At 62.9% G+C, this 17,638-nt stretch carries 17 protein-coding genes; 9 read left to right on the plus strand and 8 right to left on the minus strand.

All coding sequences use genetic code 11. The annotated features are described in order from the left end of the window. Nucleotides 1–55 precede the first annotated feature (55 nt). The 4 genes from CHB77_RS07690 to CHB77_RS07705 all read right to left on the minus strand — a co-directional run bounded on the left by CHB77_RS07690 (nt 56) and on the right by CHB77_RS07705 (nt 3,782). Nucleotides 56–289, minus strand: a complete 234-nt coding sequence (locus tag CHB77_RS07690; RefSeq protein ID WP_423212889.1) for an ATP-binding cassette domain-containing protein — start codon at nt 287–289, stop codon at nt 56–58. Continuing rightward, on the minus strand, nt 286–1,152 hold the full coding sequence (locus CHB77_RS07695) for an ABC transporter permease (RefSeq protein ID WP_089387633.1): 867 nt from the start codon (nt 1,150–1,152) through the stop codon (nt 286–288). Before CHB77_RS07695 ends, CHB77_RS07690 begins: the two co-directional genes overlap by 4 nt. Nucleotides 1,153–1,210: 58 nt before the next feature. After that, nucleotides 1,211–2,185 carry an ABC transporter permease gene (locus CHB77_RS07700; RefSeq protein ID WP_089387634.1) on the minus strand — a complete coding sequence of 325 codons (975 nt, stop codon included), beginning with the start codon at nt 2,183–2,185 and terminating at the stop codon, nt 1,211–1,213. 91 nt (nt 2,186–2,276) lie between these two features. Next, a complete protein-coding gene (locus CHB77_RS07705; RefSeq protein WP_242626592.1) occupies nt 2,277–3,782 on the minus strand; it encodes an ABC transporter substrate-binding protein in 1,506 nt (501 codons plus the stop codon). A gap of 273 nt (nt 3,783–4,055) precedes the next feature. On the opposite strand from CHB77_RS07705, the gene CHB77_RS07710 reads away from it, so the two are divergent. Genes CHB77_RS07710 through CHB77_RS07735 form a run of 6 tightly spaced genes read left to right on the plus strand, consistent with a single transcriptional unit; the run spans nt 4,056 to nt 9,324 of the window. After that, nucleotides 4,056–5,036: a GntR family transcriptional regulator gene (locus tag CHB77_RS07710; RefSeq protein WP_207303024.1), complete on the plus strand. Its 981-nt coding sequence runs from the start codon at nt 4,056–4,058 to the stop codon at nt 5,034–5,036. Further along, the gene (locus CHB77_RS07715; RefSeq protein WP_089387637.1) at nt 5,033–5,734 is read left to right on the plus strand and encodes a creatininase family protein; all 702 of its coding nucleotides are present in this window, start codon (nt 5,033–5,035) and stop codon (nt 5,732–5,734) included. The genes CHB77_RS07710 and CHB77_RS07715 overlap by 4 nt, the downstream gene beginning before the upstream one ends. Next, entirely contained in the window at nt 5,731–6,753 is a 1,023-nt protein-coding gene (locus CHB77_RS07720; RefSeq protein ID WP_089387638.1) for a ketopantoate reductase family protein, read from the plus strand. The genes CHB77_RS07715 and CHB77_RS07720 overlap by 4 nt, the downstream gene beginning before the upstream one ends. Further along, nucleotides 6,744–7,499: an SDR family NAD(P)-dependent oxidoreductase gene (locus CHB77_RS07725; RefSeq protein WP_089387639.1), complete on the plus strand. Its 756-nt coding sequence runs from the start codon at nt 6,744–6,746 to the stop codon at nt 7,497–7,499. Before CHB77_RS07720 ends, CHB77_RS07725 begins: the two co-directional genes overlap by 10 nt. Continuing rightward, nucleotides 7,499–8,398 carry a polysaccharide deacetylase family protein gene (locus CHB77_RS07730; protein WP_089387640.1) on the plus strand — a complete coding sequence of 300 codons (900 nt, stop codon included), beginning with the start codon at nt 7,499–7,501 and terminating at the stop codon, nt 8,396–8,398. Before CHB77_RS07725 ends, CHB77_RS07730 begins: the two co-directional genes overlap by 1 nt. Further along, a complete protein-coding gene (locus CHB77_RS07735) occupies nt 8,398–9,324 on the plus strand; it encodes an isoaspartyl peptidase/L-asparaginase family protein (RefSeq protein WP_242626591.1) in 927 nt (308 codons plus the stop codon). The genes CHB77_RS07730 and CHB77_RS07735 overlap by 1 nt, the downstream gene beginning before the upstream one ends. 569 nt (nt 9,325–9,893) lie before the next feature. Here CHB77_RS07735 and CHB77_RS07740 read toward each other — a convergent pair. Genes CHB77_RS07740 through CHB77_RS07755 form a run of 4 tightly spaced genes read right to left on the minus strand, consistent with a single transcriptional unit; the run spans nt 9,894 to nt 13,742 of the window. After that, entirely contained in the window at nt 9,894–11,399 is a 1,506-nt protein-coding gene (locus CHB77_RS07740) for a tripartite tricarboxylate transporter permease (protein WP_089387641.1), read from the minus strand. Nucleotide 11,400: 1 nt separating this feature from the next. Then, the gene (locus CHB77_RS07745) at nt 11,401–11,832 is read right to left on the minus strand and encodes a tripartite tricarboxylate transporter TctB family protein (protein ID WP_089387642.1); all 432 of its coding nucleotides are present in this window, start codon (nt 11,830–11,832) and stop codon (nt 11,401–11,403) included. After that, a complete protein-coding gene (locus CHB77_RS07750) occupies nt 11,829–12,794 on the minus strand; it encodes a Bug family tripartite tricarboxylate transporter substrate binding protein (RefSeq protein ID WP_089387643.1) in 966 nt (321 codons plus the stop codon). The genes CHB77_RS07745 and CHB77_RS07750 overlap by 4 nt, the downstream gene beginning before the upstream one ends. Nucleotides 12,795–12,821: 27 nt before the next feature. After that, a complete protein-coding gene (locus tag CHB77_RS07755) occupies nt 12,822–13,742 on the minus strand; it encodes a GntR family transcriptional regulator (protein ID WP_242626590.1) in 921 nt (306 codons plus the stop codon). Between CHB77_RS07755 and CHB77_RS07760 the strand changes: the two genes are divergently transcribed. The 3 genes from CHB77_RS07760 (at nt 13,635) to CHB77_RS07770 (ending at nt 17,269) form a co-directional block, all read left to right on the plus strand. Then, entirely contained in the window at nt 13,635–14,549 is a 915-nt protein-coding gene (locus CHB77_RS07760; RefSeq protein ID WP_242626595.1) for a hydroxymethylglutaryl-CoA lyase, read from the plus strand. The two genes, CHB77_RS07755 and CHB77_RS07760, sit on opposite strands and share 108 nt — an antisense overlap. A gap of 16 nt (nt 14,550–14,565) precedes the next feature. Next, on the plus strand, nt 14,566–15,741 hold the full coding sequence (locus CHB77_RS07765; RefSeq protein WP_242626589.1) for a CaiB/BaiF CoA transferase family protein: 1,176 nt from the start codon (nt 14,566–14,568) through the stop codon (nt 15,739–15,741). Between the two features lie 568 nt (nt 15,742–16,309). Further along, nucleotides 16,310–17,269, plus strand: coding sequence for an aldo/keto reductase (locus tag CHB77_RS07770; protein ID WP_089387647.1), 960 nt, complete (start codon nt 16,310–16,312; stop codon nt 17,267–17,269). Nucleotides 17,270–17,638: the final 369 nt, after the last annotated feature.

Genomic DNA, 17,638 nt, shown 5'->3' on the forward strand with positions numbered 1-17,638 from the left:
CCCCCTCCGCTCTCCGCGTCGGGGAAGGGTCACATGGGTCAAATCTCAATGGAAATTATGAGCCTGCCTGGGTCACTTCTGGGTGGAAATCAACAGTCACCTCTCCGGGTGCGTCGATCAGGCCAAGGATCGAGAACCCTGTAACGCTCTTTCCCGACCCGCTTTCGCCCACAAGACCCATGATCCGGCCGGGCTGCACGGCGAAGCTGACATCGTTGACCGCCGTGACATGGCCTGCCCTGGTCTCGAACCGCGTGGTCAGTCCCTTGACGTCGAGTGCTGCGGTCATCTGCTGTTCCTCGGGTCGATCACGGTCCTGACCTGATCGCCGACCAAGTTGATTGCCACGACCGTAATCATCAAAAAGACGCCGGGATAGATGGACAGCCATGAGCGACCGGCATGAATATACTTGAAGCCGTTGGAGATCAGCGATCCCAGCGACGGTTCGGTCAGCGGCAGGCCCACACCCAGAAAGGACAGCGTCGCCTCCAGCGAAATGGCGCTGGCAACCTGCACGGTGGCCACGACGATCAGCGGTGGCAGGACATTGGGCAGCAGATGCTTGAACAGGATCCGCCGGGTCGGCAGCGGGGTCGACCGGGCGGCCTCGATATAGTCCTTGCGGCGCTCGACGGACGCGGCGCCATGGGTCGTGCGGGCGAAGTAGGCGTATTGCGCCACCACCAAGGCCAGGATGATCTGCGGCACACCCTGCCCCAGAACGGCGGCCATCACCAATGCCAGCAGGATGGCGGGCATGGACAGCTGCAAATCCACGATCCGCATCAGCAACGCCTCGATCCGGCCGCCGAAATACGCGGCCGTCAGGCCGATGCTGATTCCCAGGGTCAGTGCCAGCACCCCGGCCGATATCCCGATCAGAAAACTGGTGCGCAGCCCGTAAAGGATCGCGGACAGCATGTCGCGGCCGGCATTGTCCGTGCCCAGCAGATGCACATAGCCGCCTGATCCCGTCTGGCCAGGTTGCAGAAAAGCATCCGCCCAATCCAGCTGCCCCAGATCATAGGGATCCTGCGGCACCAGCCAAGGTGCCCCGAAGGATGCAACGAGCAACGTCACGATCACTGCCAGCGCGCCGACCGCCACCCACGATCGGCGAAAGTCGGACCAGAAATTGCGCAATCGCATCACCCGCGTCTCGACCGGGGCTGCGGAAGGGACGGCCAGAACGTTTCCGAATGGGCCATCACGAGCTTCCCTTCAGACGGACGCGGGGATCAAGCCGCGCATAGATCAGGTCGACGACCAGGTTGATCATCACGAACAGCAGCACCACCATCACCAGATAGGACACCATCACCGGCCGGTCCAATTGCAGGATGCTGTCGATAATCAGCTTGCCTACGCCCGGCCAGTTGAAGACCGTCTCGGTGACCACGGCAAAGGCCAGGGTCGAGCCCAGCTCTAGCCCGAATACGGTAACCAATGGGATGGAGGTGTTGCGCATGATGTGACCGAACACGATCTGCCGGTCCGGCAGGCCCTGTGCGCGGGCAAAGCGGACGTAGTCCGTGCCCATCGCCTCGACCATACCCGCACGGGTCAGTCGGATCATCAGGCCCATCTTGAACAGCGACAAATTGATCGCCGGCATGATTACATGGGCCCAGCCATTCGCAGTCGCCAGAGAGGTCTTGAACCACAGGACCTGCCCGACCTCTCCGCGACCGCCCGATGGCAGCCAGCCCAGGTTGACGGCGAACCCCATGATCAGCAGCATGCCGATCCAGAATGTCGGGACGGAAAAGCCCAGAACTGACAATGCCATGATGAGCTTGGCGGGGATGCCGTTCGGACGGTAGCCCGCATACATGCCGGCAGGGACACCGATCACCGTGGCGATGCCCACTGAGACCAGCACCAGTTCCAGCGTCGCGGGCAGACGCGAGAAGACAAGCGACGTGACCGGGATGTTGTAGACCATGGACCGGCCCAGATCACCTTGGAACACGTTGCCGACGAAAATGAAATACTGTTGCCACAGGGGCTGGTCGAACCCGTATTGCCGGATCAGGTTCTCGCGGATTTCTTGGCTGGCGCCGGGGTCGATCATCACGTCGATCGGGTTGCCGATTGCGTAGACGCCGACGAAGACGATGACCGACATGACGAACACGACCATCATCGCCTGTATCAGTCGACCGACAAGATAGCCAAACATCACAATCCCCCGTTTCTTCCTGTCCGATGTCGCCCGGCAGCGGGGCGTCGGCGGCGCGCCCCTGAACGGGACGCGCCACGCGGTTGTCAGATCACTCTTTCGGGGTAATCGCGTAGGCGCGGGTTTCCTGGTCGACGCGGGGGGTGAAATCAATCATGCCGGCCTTCGACGCCCACACGCTCTGCAGGATGACAGTCGGGATCAGGGCGCGATCCTCCATCGCGATCTCGGACGCCTGCTCATAGAGTTCACGACGCGCGTCCGTATCCAGGGTCTGGCTGCCCTCGCTGAAGATGCGGTCGAATTCAGGGTTCGAATAACCCGAGCGGTTGAAGTTTCCAAAGCCCTTCTCGGCGTCCTGCGTATGGACCAGCGCGCCGTAGGTATAGGCCGCCTCACCGGTCAGCGTGCCCCAGGCGGACATGGTCATCGTGTATTCCTCGCGCTGCGCCGCAGGGAAAAACACCGTGCCGTTCAGAGCTTGTGCGTTCACCGTCAGGCCAAGGCGCGACCACATCTGGGCCAGTGCCTCGCAGACCACCGCGTCGCCGGGAACACGATTGTTCGTGCAGGTAAAGTCGATCTCGAACCCGTCGGGATAACCCGCCTCGGACAGCAGCGCCTTGGCCTGATCGATGTCATAAGCCGGTGCCGGGATATCCGACGAATAGCCGAAGAACCCTTCGGGCATCAGCTGGTTCGCGGGCGTGCCCAGCCCCTCCAGCACCACGTTGACCAGAACATCGCGGTTGATCGCCAGGTCCAGCGCCTTGCGGACCCGCACGTCCTGCAACGGGTTGCCGTCGATTTCCTCCCCGTTGATCTTGATCGGCTGGGGCTCCTCGTCCTTTACCGATGGTGCGATGTTCAGGATATAGATCGAATCCGACACGAACGTATCCAGGCTGCTGTCGGCCTGCATCGACAGGTAGTCCGTGGCGGGCACATAGTTAATCATGTCGACCTGTCCCGATTTCAGGGCCGCAACGCGGGCGGCATCATCGGGAATCTCGCGCCGCGTCACAGTCTGCCAGGCCGGGGCATCGCCCCAATAGTCGTCGTTGCGCTCGACCACCAGGTCGCCCTTGGGTTGCCAGCTGACGAACTTGTAGGGGCCGGTGCCGATGGCCTTCTCGCCGGAATTGAATTCCTCGTTCCCGGCTTCCATCCCGGTTTCCGACGGAACGACAAACAGGCGCGTGAAGTCGTTCGGCAGCGACGGCGCCATGCCATTGGTGGTGATGCGCAGCGTATAGTCGTCCACGATTTCGACCGACGCGACATATTTGGTGTAGAGCGTCATGGGCATCGGGCCCGTGACTGCGGGAATGCGCTCGATCGAGAACTTGACGTCCTCGGCGGTAAAGGGGGTGCCGTCATGGAATGTCACGCCCTCGCGCAGCTTGAACTCCCATGTGGTGTCGTCAATCGGCGTCCAGCTTACGGCGAGGCCCGGCCGCAGCTGCAGCGTCTCATCAGCATCGACCAGCGTATCAAAGATGTGACGCAGCGCCTCGGCCTGACTGCCCAGGGTGGACCAGTGTGGGTCGATTGAATCCGGTCCCGCGCGCAGACCGATCGTCAGGTCCTGCGCCATGACCGCCGGCGCGGCAGCTAGCAAGGCGATGAAAGCGATTCCCGAGCAAAGAGCATTTTTAGCCATTTCTGAACCTCACCTGTTATGATTGACTGTAACACTAGAGGGCGTTTTTTTTGCGCGTCAAGAAATTTCCGCAACGAAAGGCTTTCTGCCTCGCTGCCTGCGAGATACATGGCCATGAATATTGGTCTTATTGGTGCAAAAATTACCCTTGAGCGACCAACTGTTATCATTCAATGATACGGTATGAATTCAGTTCCCGCCCCTGACTTGGACGCCGCCCTGCTGCGGATCGCCCATGCCATCGACCCGGCCTCATCGGTCCCGGTCTCCGTGCAGCTGCGCGGGGCGCTGGAATATGGGATCGCCGCGGGGGACATCCCGTCCGGCAGCCGCCTGCCTTCGGTCCGAAAGCTTGCGGCGACATTGGGGCTGTCGCCCGTCACCGTCAGCAACGTCTTCGCGTCCCTGCAGGAACGCGGTCAGATCGAGGGACGGATCGGATCAGGCACCTTCGTCACCGATCGCGGCATCCCCTGCGCCGGGCGCTCGCGGCAGATGGCCGCGCTTGAACGTCAGATCGCTGCACTGGTGGCCGCCGGGCGGGAACTGGGGCTGACAGCGCAGGATATCGCCTTTCGCGTGACGATGGCAGCGTCCGCGCCGCCGCGATCCCTGCGCGTCGTGGTGTTGGGGACATTCAGCGACGCGACCGCGGCCTATGCCCGCGATCTCGCGCCGTATCTGTCGCCCGACGATATCGTCATAGCCTGGACCATCGACCAGCGGGACGACCTGCCTGCCCGCGTCGACTTGGTCGTCTCACCGCGGACCCTTGCGACACAGGCGGCCGAGTTGTTTCCAGGTATCCCGCAGGTCAGCATGATCCTGATCCCGAACGAAGCTACGCGCGTGGCCCTTGCCGGCATCCGCCCCGATGCGCGCGTGTTGCTGGTCTCGTATTTCGATGACTTCCTCAGCGTGCTCAAGGCCGGGGTCGCCCGGTTTGCACCGCATCTGGCTCGCGTGACGGCCGTCGCACGCGCGGCCGACGACCTGGACCGCCTGCTGGCGGACTGTGACGTGCTGATCCACGCGACGGGGGCGGACTATCTGGGATCCCGCCTTGGCGCTCAACAGACGGCCATCGAATATCGCCACACCCCCGACAGCCACGCCGTGCAGACTCAGCTCTTGCCGGCGCTGGACGCCCTCCGCACGGCCGGCGCCATCAAAGGAGAGACGCCATGAAAATTTCCGAAAGCTCTTGGCTCGACATCGAGGCCTATCTGCAAAAGGACGACCGCTGCATCCTGCCCCTGGGCAGCACCGAACAACACGCCCATCTGAGCCTGTCGGTGGACTCGATCCTGTCGGAAAAGATCGCCACCGATGCGGCCGCGCCCCTTGGCATCCCGGTCTTCCCGGCGGTTCCCTATGGGCTGACGCCCTACTTCATGGCCTTTCCCGGCACGGTTTCCCTGAAGCTGTCGACCTATGCGGCGCTGGTGCGCGACATCCTGGACAGCCTCTATGACACCGGGTTCCGGCGCGTGCTGATCGTCAACGGGCATGGCGGCAACAGTCCGGTCCAGCCGGTCTGCGCCGAATGGATGCAGACCCGTCCCGGCGCGCGGTGTCGGTTCCACGACTGGTGGCGGGCGCCGCGCACATGGGCCGCGGTGCAGGCCGTCGATCCGGTGGCGTCGCACGCATCCTGGATGGAGAACTTTCCCTGGACCCGGCTGCCGGGACGCCCAGTGCCGCCAGAGCAGAAACCCTATGTCGATTTCGACCGCTTGCGCGATCGGAACGCGCAGGGCGTGCGCGACCTGATCGGAGACGGCAATTACGGCGGTCACTACCAGAAGCCAGACGACCAGATGGACGGCATCTGGCAGATCGCCGTCGCGGAAACCCGCGCCCTGATCGAAGGCGATTGGGCATGACCGCAGGGGAACCTATCCTGATCTGGGGCGCAGGGGCCATCGGCGGCATTCTGGGCGCCTATGCCGCCCGCGCCGGCCACCCTGTGCAGATGGTCGACATCGAGGCCGACCATGTTGAGGCGATGCGCCGCGACGGTTTGCGTATCGAAGGACCCGTCGAGGAGTTCGTTCAGATCCTGCCGGCCGAAACCCCTGCCACGCTGACCGGCACCTATCGCCGTGTGATCCTGGCCGTGAAGGCGCATCATACGCGTCAGGCAATGCAGATGCTGATACCGCACCTTGCGCTGGACGGCTTTGTCGTGTCGGCACAGAACGGCCTTAACGAGCGCGCAATCGCGGACATGATCGGCGCGGACCGCACGGTCGGCTGCTTTGTCAACTTTGGCGCAGACTGGCTGGAGCCGGGCCGCATCCTTTACGGCAACCGAGCCGCGGTCGCCTTGGGCGAACTGGACAACCGCGTCAGCCCGCGGGTGCGCGAAATGCATGCCCTGTTCGCATTGGTCGAACCCGAGGCGGTCGTGACCGACAACATCTGGGGCTATTTGTGGGGCAAAATGGGCTACGGCTCGCTGCTGTTCGCGACCGCACTGACACCGGAATCGATGTCCGACGCGATGGACCCGGCCCCGTGGCGCCCGGTCTACGCGGCCTTGGGCCATGAAGTCATGCGCCTGGCCAAGGCCGAGGGGGTAACGCCCCTGGGCTTCAACGGCTTCGACCCGGATGCATTCCTCGACCGCGACACAGCCCGGATGGATGCCTCCATCGACGCCATGGTGGCACATAACCGCAAGACGGCGAAAACCCATTCCGGCATCTACCGCGACCTGGCCGTCCGCAAGCGCAAGACCGAGGTCGATGCGCAGGTCGGCGTCCTGATCGAGATCGGTCGCGGACACGGCATACCGACCCCCGCCCTGTCGGAGATGTGCGACCTGATCCACGGCATCGAGAACGGAACCCATACGCAATCGACCGCGCTTCTGGACCGGATGGTGGCGACATGCAGCTGACCCTGGCAGGACAGGTCTTTGCCGTCACAGGGGCGGCCCAGGGCATCGGCGCGGCGATCGTGCGGACGCTTGCGGGATCCGGCGCGACCGTGGCTGCCATGGACATCGATGATGCCGGACTGTATCCGCTCGCCGGTCTGCCTGGCGTCAGCTGTCACGCGGGTGATCTCGGGCGGCAGGAGGGCGCCCGCGCGCTTTGCGAAACGGTTCTGGATCGGCACGGTCGGGTCGACGGGCTGATCGCCGCCGCCGGCGGTGTCCGGGGCCAGGTCGGCCGGCCCCTGGATCACGTGGACGAAGCCGACTGGCGGGCCATCTTCGCGGCCAATGTCGACGCGGTGATGTGGTGCGCGCAGGCACTGACCCCCGGAATGAGGGCTGCGGGTTCCGGCCGGATCGTGACGATCTCGTCCGGCGCGGGGCTGAAGCCCAGCCTGACGGGCATTCAGGCCTATACCGCCGCAAAGCACGCCCTTGTCGGGCTGACGAAGCAACTCGCGCTGGAACTGGGACCGTCCGGCATCACCGTGAATTCGGTCGCGCCGGGATTCATTCTGTCCAACCCCTCGACCGAAAGGCAGTGGCAGGCCTTTGGCCCAGACCGGCAGAAGCGCATCATCGACAGTATCCACCTGCGCCGCTTGGGGCAGGCCGACGACATCGCCAACGCGGTCGTGTTCCTGTGCTCGCGGCAGGCGGACTGGATCACCGGGCAAATCCTGCAAGTGGACGGGGGGCACGGGTGATGGACCCGCACGAATGGCCCGAAGACGTCTGGCGCGGCAAGGTCGGCGCGGTGCGCGCGGGGCGCAGCCTGCTGCCCCAACGATGGCCGGGAGGCGCCCGCTGTGCCGTGGCGCTGTCCTTTGACAGCGACCACGAGACGAACGAATTGCGCGACGGCGGCAATTCCGTGGCCCGCCTCAGCTGGGGCGAGTTCGGTGCGCGGCGCGGCATTCCCCGCATTCGGCAGGTGCTGGACGGCCACGGTGCCAAGGCAACTTTCTTTGTCCCGGCGGTTGCGGCGCTGCTGCATCCGGATGAACAGCGCGCCCTTGCGCAGGATGGGCACGAGATCGGCCTGCACGGCTGGATCCACGAACTGAACACCACGCTGGACGCCGCGACCGAGCGCGATCTGATGATGCGCGCTGCCGACACGCTGGAACGTGTCAGCGGCCAGCGCCCCGTCGGCATGCGGACGCCGTCCTGGGATTACAGTCCCACGACCCTGTCGATCGCACGAGAGATGGGGCTGCTCTATGACAGCTCGCTGTTCTCGGACGACGACCCTTACGAGATCCTGCAGGATGGCCAAGCCACCGGTCTGGTCGAACTGCCGGTCGAATGGCTCCGCGACGATGCGGTTTACTTTATGATGAACCGGTTCGGGGCACAGCGGCCCTATACGCCGCCCGCGGATGTGCTGGACATCTTCCTGCGAGAGTTCGAGGGCGCCTATTCCGAAAGCGGGCTGTTCCTGCTGACCATGCACCCGCATGTCATCGGATATCGCAGCCGCATCTTCATCCTTGAACAGCTTCTGGAACGCATTGTCGCCAAGGGTGACTGCTGGATCGCCACCCATGCCGAAATCGCAGCCTACTGCGCGGAACAGGCCGGACTGAGAGAAGGAGCCTCCTAGTGATCACATTTTCACTCGCAGTGCATGGCGGGGCCGGCACGATCCTGCGCCACACCATGACCGACGATCTGGAGGCTCGCTATCACGCCGGTCTGCGCGGCGCGTTGCAGGCGGGGCACGATGTCCTGGCGCAGGCCGGCAGTGCGATGGACGCCGTCACGGCCGCCGTCTGCGTGCTGGAGGACGAACCGCTGTTCAACGCGGGCCGGGGCGCGGTCTTTACTTCGGACGGCCGGCAGGAGATGGACGCCGCAGTCATGGACGGCGCCACGCGCAAGGCAGGCGCCGTCGCGGGCGTCATGGGACCGCGCAATCCGATCCTGGCCGCGCGGGCGGTGATGGAGCGGACCGATCATGTGCTGCTGATCGGCCCCAACGCCTTGCAGGTTGCACGCGATGCCGGCCTGCCGTTCGAGGATGCCCCCTATTTCTTCACCCGGCAGCGTTGGGACGCCCTGCAGGCGACGTTGCAGATGCGCCGCGACGGCATCGACGATACCGACCCTGCCCGCCGCCACGGGACCGTGGGTGCCGTGGCACGCGATGCGCACGGCAACTTGGCCGCAGCCACCTCGACCGGCGGCATGACGGCCAAATCGCCCGGACGCGTCGGCGATACCCCTGTCATTGGCGCGGGCACCTATGCGGACAACGAAACCTGCGCGGTATCCGGCACCGGGCATGGCGAGATCTTCATTCGCTGGCATGCCGCGGCCGAGATTGCAGCCCGAATGCGCCATGCGGGGCAGACGCTGGCGGACGCGGCAGACCATGTGGTCATGGAAGACCTTGGATCGAATGACGGATCCGGAGGCGTCATCGCCGTCGACGCTCACGGGAACCTGTCCCTGCCCTTCAACTGCGAAGGAATGTATAGAGGCACCGTCACCCAGGAGTCCGACTTCAGGACGTATATCTACCGCTGAAAGTTGTATTCAATTCAGAAGATCCGCCACCTCGCGTGGCCATGGACTGCTTTGGGCGGGAAGCCGACTTGAGGCGTTGCGGCACAGCAGCCGCAGCATCCAAGCATTGCGGTCATTCGGACTCAACGCAGGAACCTGGTGCCAGACGCTTGGCAGGGGGCGAGGAGGGATTCGAGTTCCGCAAACACCATCACCCCGGACGTATAGATGCCGGTCGATCCGAAGCTGACTGCCAGCCCGCTGGCGTCGCAATCCAGCACCGAAACATGGCCGCCAGCTTGGACGCTGATGCCGTCGCCCAGTGGCCCGCCGCCTGTGAGAAGATGCGAGGGACAGGAAGGCACAGCAGCCTCAAGGCGATACTGCCAGAGAAAACTTTCTTTCTTCTCTCAGGCTTGAAAGGTTTGTCGACGTGATGCTGTCGGCCATCAAGAACTGTGGTGAAGGGCATCTGCTGACGTTGGCCACAGAAAAGGCGAAGCACTGCCCAACGGCCCGTTCGACGCGCGCTGCCTGGGCTTGCCCGAGAAGGCGGCCGTCCTCGACCAGGCGCTCCTTTCAGGCATCGTTTACTCTCCAACACCTGCCTGAACGGCCGAGGATCCGCGCCGGGATAGCCACAGCGAAAACCCCAGGAAGGCAATCGTGACGCCGTAGATTGCCAGCGCAATGGGACTTTGGAACAGCACCAGGAAATCGCCCCCTGAGATCGACAAGGCGCGGCGCAGATTGTTCTCCATGTCCATTCCCAGAAGGAGGCCCAGAACCACAGGGACCAGCGAAAAATCCAGCTTCCGCAAAACAAATCCCAGAACTCCGAATCCTACCATGACCATAAGGTCGAAGGCTGCATGGGTGATGGCGTAGACGCCCAGATAGCTTATCGCGACGATCAGCGGCATCAGGCCCCAGGCGGGCAACCCAAGCACGCGGGTAAAGATTCCGATCAAGGGCAGGTTCAGGATCAGCAGAACAAAATTGGCCAGATAAAGCGCGGCGACTAGGCCCCAAACCAGATCGGGGCTTCGCTCGAATAGCAGGGGTCCGGGCTGGATATTGAGAGAGATCAGCATCGCCAGCATGACCGCGGTTGTCCCCGACCCTGGCACCCCAAGCGTGAGCATCGGGATAAGCGCCCCACCGCTGGCGGCATTGTTGCCCGCCTCGGGCGCTGCGACGCCGCGGGGATCGCCGGTGCCGAAGGTGCCTTTGTCGCTCAGGCGCTTTTCGAAGCTGTAGGCCATGACCGCACCCAACGACGCGCCCGCCCCAGGCAGGATTCCTGCGACAAAACCGATCACCGAGCCACGAAGCGAGGCGCCGAGTCCTTCCTTCACGCGCGACAGGCGGGGAAATACCCTGCCCGGCGGCACCAGCTTGCCCTCCTGCACCTTCTGTTCGAGGAAAAACAAGATTTCGGAAATCGCGAACAGCCCGACCAGTGCAACTATGGGGTCGAAACCGTCATAAAGGTTGAAGCTGCCAAAGGTATAGCGTGCCACGCCTGTCGAAGGATCAAGGCCGACCGTTCCCAGCATCAATCCCAACAACGCCGCCAACAGCGTTTTCCGAGGATCGGTGCCGGAAATCCCGCCAATTGTTGCAAAGGCCATTACGTAAAGCGCAAAGTAATCCGCAGGACCGAAATAGATCGCCGCGTTGGCCAGCAGGGGCGCGAACAGGGTCAATCCCAGGGTGGCCAACGTCGCGCCGATGAATGATGCCACGCCCGAGATTGCCAGCGCATCCGCTGCCTGCCCTTTTCGCGCCATGGGATAGCCATCAAGGGTGGTCATGATGGCCGGTTCGTCACCGGGGATGTTAAGCAGGATGGATGAGATCCGACCGCCATACATGCAGCCGTAGTAAACGGCCGAAAGCAGGATCATCGAAGACGTGGGATTCAGTCCGAAGGCGAAGGTCAGGGGGATCAGGATGGCTACGCCGTTGACCGGCCCAAGGCCGGGCAGGGCGCCGATCAGCGTGCCCGCAAAACAGCCCGCAACGATCAGCGCAAGATTGATCGGAAGGGCGGCAACGGCAAAGCCGTCCCAGAGCGAGGCAAGAATATCCATGTCAGCCAAACCAAGTCCCGACCATCGGCAGGGGCAGGCCCATCAGCCGGTCGAACAAAAGATAAAGTCCCGGCGCGGCGATACCGGCCGTGAGGAATCCACGTGCCGGCGGCGCGCCCATAAGCAGCCCCAGTCCCAGGATCGCGGCAAACGTGGAGGGCACGAAGCCCAAAGGCTCCAGCAGCAGCGCATAACCCAAAAGCAGGCCAAGCGCCGCAGCCTGCCGCAGCAAGCCGGCCGGACCCGCCCAATCCGCACTGTGGCGCGGCCAGATCGTCAAGGCCAGCCCCAGAAGGACTGCCGGAATGCCGATCACGCGCGGAAAGATCGCAGGCCCCAGTGGATCGCCAAAACTCGCGGTATATCCTGTAGACAGCCAGAGATATCCGGCTGCCAGCAGGAAAAAGCAGATACCGGCCAGCCGGTCGGTCACTGAATGACCCCGATCTGGCGCGAGATCTCGGCCATCTGCTGTTCTTGTTCGGCTACATAGGCGGCAAACTCATCGCCGCCGCGCCAGACCGGCTCCAGTCCGCTGGCCTTGGCCGCTTCGTGCCATTCGGGGGAATCGTACAGCGTCTTCAGCTTGTCCACCCATTCCGCATAGTCTTCGTCGCTCACCTTGCCGCCGGTGTAAAAGCCGCGCCAGTTATAGCCGGTGACGTCATAGCCCTGCGACTTGGCCGTCGGCAGATCCGGAAAGGCGGAAATCGGTTCATCCGCCAACACTGCCAGAATGCGGATGTCGCCGGATTCGACAAATCCCTTGATCTCGCCCAGGTCGGTGGAAACGACACCCACCTGGCCGCCCATCATCTGTGTGACGGCGGGGCTGCCCCCGTCGAACTGAACCCAGCGGATCTTGTCAATGGCATCGACCCCCGCCGCCTGGGCCAGCAGCAACAGCCGGATATGATCCCAGCCACCCGCACCGGAGGATCCGGACGTGACAACCGACGTCGGGTCTTCCTTCAGCTTGGCCAGCAAGTCGTCCAATGACTGCATGTCGCTGTCCTTCGCGACGGCGATCACACCCACGTCGGCGCCCAGCATGGCCAGCCAGCGCATCTGGTCGATGCCGCCCGGATATTTGCCCTGCGCAATCTGCGTGATGCCGACGGTCGAGGTCGCCACCAGCACGTCGCCATCGTCGGCGCGCTTGCCGGCCACATTGGCATAGGCCACCGCACCGACGCCGCCCGGCATGTTCGTCACCTGAACATTGCCCTCGACCAGCCCTTCCTCCGCCAGCAGGCGACCGACTTCGCGGCAGGTAAAGTCCCATCCACCGCCGGGATCGGCGGGGGCGATGCATTCCGCTGCCAGCGCCGGAGTTCCAACCATGACTGCCAAAGTCACGCCTGCGGCACGCAAGCCATTCAGTGTCCAGATCATCCGTTCCTCCCTAGATGATGGTCGTTCTCATTCTCCGACGACGCCCCGCCGTCCCATGAAGCGCCGTGCGCTGTTAATCGCTTTCCGAACGTCCTGGCGCACCGCTGCGGAATGGGCAAGAACCGCGCAAGCCGCGCCGGTCTCGTCCTTGGCGCAGATGAGATCCAAGATTTCGCTGTGTTCGCGATGCGTGGTGGCCCGCCCTTCTTCCGAGGCGAACGACAGCCAGCGCGCGCGCACCGTACGAAGGGTCACATCCTGCATTGCCGCCGTCAGGCAGCGGTTGCGAGACAGCGCGGCACAGCGCACATGGAAATCCAGACCCAAGTCCAGCCATCGTTCGGGTGTGAATTCCTGATGTCCCAAGGTGATGCTGCGCCGGATCGCATCGGTTTCAGCGTCCGTGGCCAACCGCGCCGCCAGCCTGACAGCCGCCGGTTCGACAATGTCGCGGAAGGCGAAGACCTCCTCGATCTCCTCCATGTCGAAGGGGGCTACTGCGTAGCCGCGTCCCTCGCGGATCACCAATCCATCGCGGACAAGATGAAACAGGGCTTCCCGGATCGGGGTCCGGGACATCTTGAACTGTGCTTCCAGCGAACGTTCGCTGATCGGTTCGCCCGGAACAAGTTCCAGCGACAAAATCGAAAACCGCAGCCGGGACAGAAGATCTGTTCCTTCCTGTTGCTGCTGAGCAGTTGCGATGGCCGTCATTGACGCCTCCCTTGTCGGTGGTATACCAACCTGGCATCCAAAAGAGAAGCTGTTTGTTTCCAGAGGGGGGAGGACATCATGGGCACCTTGGTTCCGGGGATACCGGGTTTTCCCGACCGCGCCGTCATCACCGAAGTCGGCCCCCGCGACGGCTTGCAGTCCGAGCCCGTCTTTGTTTCCACGCCTGAAAAGATCGCGCTGATCCAGTCGCTCTTGGATGCGGGCTTGCGTCATTTCGAGGTCACTTCCTTTGTTTCGCCGCGGGCGGTTCCGCAAATGCGCGACGCGGCCGAAGTCTTGTCCGCCTTCCGCGACCGCAAGGACGCGCATTTGACGGCGCTGGTGCCGAACATGCGCGGGGCCGAGGCCGCAATCGAAGCAGGTGTTGACGCGATGGTGCTGTTCGCCTCTGCATCGGAAAGCCACAACCTGAAGAACGTGAACCGCAGCCGCGCCCAGTCGCTCAGGGGCTTTGCCGACATCGCCAAACTGGCCGAAGGCACGGGCGTCAAGCTGCAAGGCGCCATCGCAACTGCCTTCGGCTGTCCGTTCGAAGGCGAGGTCGATGTTCAGGCGGTGGTTGATCTGGCCTGCGCCTATGTCGACCTGGGAATGGACTATATTACCCTTGGCGATACCACCGGCATGGCGACGCCCGCGCTGGTGATCCAACGTGTGCAGGCATTGAGGCATCTGCGAGGCGAGGCCGCGCTGGCGCTGCATTTCCACAATACCCGCGGCGTCGGCCTGGCTTGCGTCTATGCGGGCCTCAGCCAAGGGGTCACGCATTACGAATCCAGTATCGGTGGCCTTGGCGGCTGCCCCTTCGTGCCGCGGGCTACGGGCAACGTCGCGACCGAGGATCTGGTCTATCTGATGGAGGAAAGCGGCGTCTCGACAGGCGCCAGCCTAGACTTGCTGATCGAGGCCGCCAAACTGGCGGAACGGGTTGTTGGCCGAGAATTGCCGGGCCAGGTGATGAAGGCCGGGCCGCGCCTGGCAGCCGCTTCCATGGACAGCGTAAGGACCGCCAATGGCTGAAACATCAGACGGTCCCTTGGCGGGGCTTCGCGTCATCGATCTGACCCGAGTGCTGTCGGGACCGTTCTGCACCATGATCCTTGGCGACCTGGGGGCGGATGTCGTCAAGATCGAGCCGCCGAAGGGTGATCCCGTGCGCGTCCAGGGCACGATGACCGAAGGGCATTCGGGATATTTTGCAGGATTCAACCGCAACAAGCGCTCGGTCGTTCTGGACCTGTATACCGACGATGGCAAAGCCGTGTTGCGCCGCTTGCTGGCCGATGCTGATGTGCTGGTCGAGAATTTCCGGCCTGGCACCTTGGACAAGCTTGGCCTGGGCGAGGCAGCATTGGAAGAACTGAACCCGCGCCTGATCGTCGCCAGCATCAATGGCTATGGCAGTGTCGGTCCCTATGTCGACCGTCCAGCCTTCGACTTCATCGCGCAGGCGATGAGCGGCTTTATGGGGGTCAATGGCGAACCGGACGGCCCACCGATGCGCGCCGCCGCCCCGGTGAGCGATCTGGTCGCCGGGGTCTATGCGGCACTGGGGATCCTTGCAGCCGTGCTGGGACGCGAGAAGACAGGCAAAGGCCAGACGGTCGAGGTCGCGATGGTCAACGGATTGATAAGCCTGATGGCCTATCTCTCGTCCGAATATTTTGCAACGGACACGGTTCCCGAAAGGACCGGCAACGACCATCCGCTCGTCTATCCCTATGGGTTGTTCCTGTGTTCGGACGGGCAGATCGCGGTGGCCAATTCGCACGATCAGATCCTGCGTCGCTTCCTGGATACATTGGACCTCGGCTGGATCATGTCGGATCCGCGGTATGACAGCAATCCCAAGCGCATGGCCGCTCGGGAGGAACTGCGCGAGACGATCAACGGCCGCATGGCCGGCCAGAGCCAGCAGCACTGGCTCGACGTCCTGAACGCAGCCGGCGTTCCTTGCGGCGTCGTCCAGGACCTGCATCAGGTCTTCACCGATCCTCAGGTCATGGCGCAGCAAATGGTCATCAAGGTGCCTTTCCAGGAAGGACCCTTCATCAGAACGGTTGGTTTCCCGATCAAGCTGGGAGGAACGCCGTGCACCGTTAATCGGCCTGTGCCGCGGCTTGGTGGCGGAACCCGCGAAGTGTTGAGGGAAATCGGATTGTCGGACAATGAGATTGCAGACTTGATCGGTCGAAATGTCGCCGCCGGTTGATCCGATCCCTATGCCGACCTCTCACACAGACCATTCTCATGATCTGAAAGCCTTGCGCAGGATGCGTCATCCGCATGGCGCGGCAATGTCGCCGGGCGTCTGCTTGGGCGGTTGAGATGGACGACTGACAAGCCGATGTCGCCTGAGGTTTCCTGGGCGTGCCAAATCTCAAAAGGACAGGAACGGGATCGGCAGAAACAGCTGGCACGCCGCCCGTGGAACCCTTTGGAGCGCAACCGCAAGCTTTTGACGCGAATCCCGATCTTTGTGCGGGAGCATGAAGGTGCGGGGAACGTCACTGTTTCTGCGACGGCGTAATTCCGTGCATCACCTGCCGCGGACCAAAAGGGCAGTTCGTGCGGGCTGATCCTCAACAAGTCCAAGGCGTTCCTTGGTGGCAGCGGGCGGGCCAAGGCCTTTATCGCGCTGGCCCATGTCAGGCTGTCAATCAGGTCGCACATGCGGCGCTGGATATCCTCGATCAACACAAAGTCTGGCCGGATTCTTGACTGGCGAATTGCCACGCGCTTACTTGCCGCACTGCGAAAGACAAGACAGGGGGACACAGATGGAACAAAGGTGGCTTGGTCCACACAGCGTCGGCGCCATCGGCTTTGGCGCGATGAGCTTTGGCGGAATGTTCGGCGCCACGGATGAGGCAACCTCTTTAAGGTGCCTTGACGCCGCGGTGGACGCGGGCGTCAGCCATATCGACACCGCCAACATCTACGGCATGGGCAGGTCGGAAGATATCATCGGCAACTGGGGACGCCACGATGTGCATCTTGCCACGAAGTGCGGCATCGTCAACGGAACGCCTCGGGCCGTGCGCAATGACGAAGCCTATATCCGCCAATGCCTGGAGGAGTCGCTTCGACGACTGCGTCGTGAGCATGTAGAGCTTTATTACATCCACCGCCGTCAACCTGAAATTCCCGTAGAAGATGTGGCGGGAACGATGGCAAAGCTTGTTCAGGAGGGAAAGATTGGCGGATATGGCCTCTCCGAAGTCGCGCCCTCGACCGTGCACCGGGCCCATGCCGAACATCCGCTGACCGCTGTGCAGAATGAATTCTCGCTCTGGACACGCTTGCCTCAGCTTGGCCTGATCCAGGCCTGCAAAGAGCTTGGAATTGCATTTGTGGCTTTTTCCCCGCTTGGGCGAGGGATGTTCGGGCGCACGCCCTTGGTGCGCGACTTTCGCGCTGGCATCGACTTCCGGGACACCAATCCGCGGTTCCTTGAGCCGAATTTTTCCGCCAATCTTGCTGCCATTGCCCCGTTCCGCGCCCTCTGTGCCGCGCGCGGGTGGACGGTGCCTGGTGCGGCGCTTGGCTGGGTTCTGGCCCAGGGGGACCATATCGTGCCCATTCCGGGCACGCGGACGGCAGAGCACCTATACGACTGGCGCGTTCCAGAACTCGGGGCGACCGACCTTGCGGAAATAGATGCCGTCCTTCCGCCCGGATTCGCGCACGGCGATCGATATGGGGACCACCAAATGGCATTCATCGAACGTTATTGCTGATCCCAGATCGTTCTTTTCATGGCGAATGAGGCTTTCGATGCCGTGCCGCCTTCTTCCCAGGCGAAGGCTGGCCCTGACACACGTCGTCCCTGCAAGGGCGGACGTGACGTGGGCCAACTACTCCCATACCAACCTCGGCAAGACGGGAAACCAAGCCTGCTCCACAAGCCGGGGATGGATTTCGTCGATCATCGGGGCGCGCAAGGATCGATGCTTCGATGCTATTCGGCACGTCCGGCGAACTGGCCCAGATTCCGGATCCATAGATCTTCAGAACGGAAACAGGACGGTGGCCCGAGGGCGACTGCGGAGGAGAAAGAATCTGGGCATTGGCCGTAGCAGGTGGCGACGCGCCTCCAATCCTTCAGC

The sequence above is a fragment of the Paracoccus sediminis genome, assembly GCF_900188295.1.
GTDB lineage: Bacteria > Pseudomonadota > Alphaproteobacteria > Rhodobacterales > Rhodobacteraceae > Paracoccus > Paracoccus sediminis.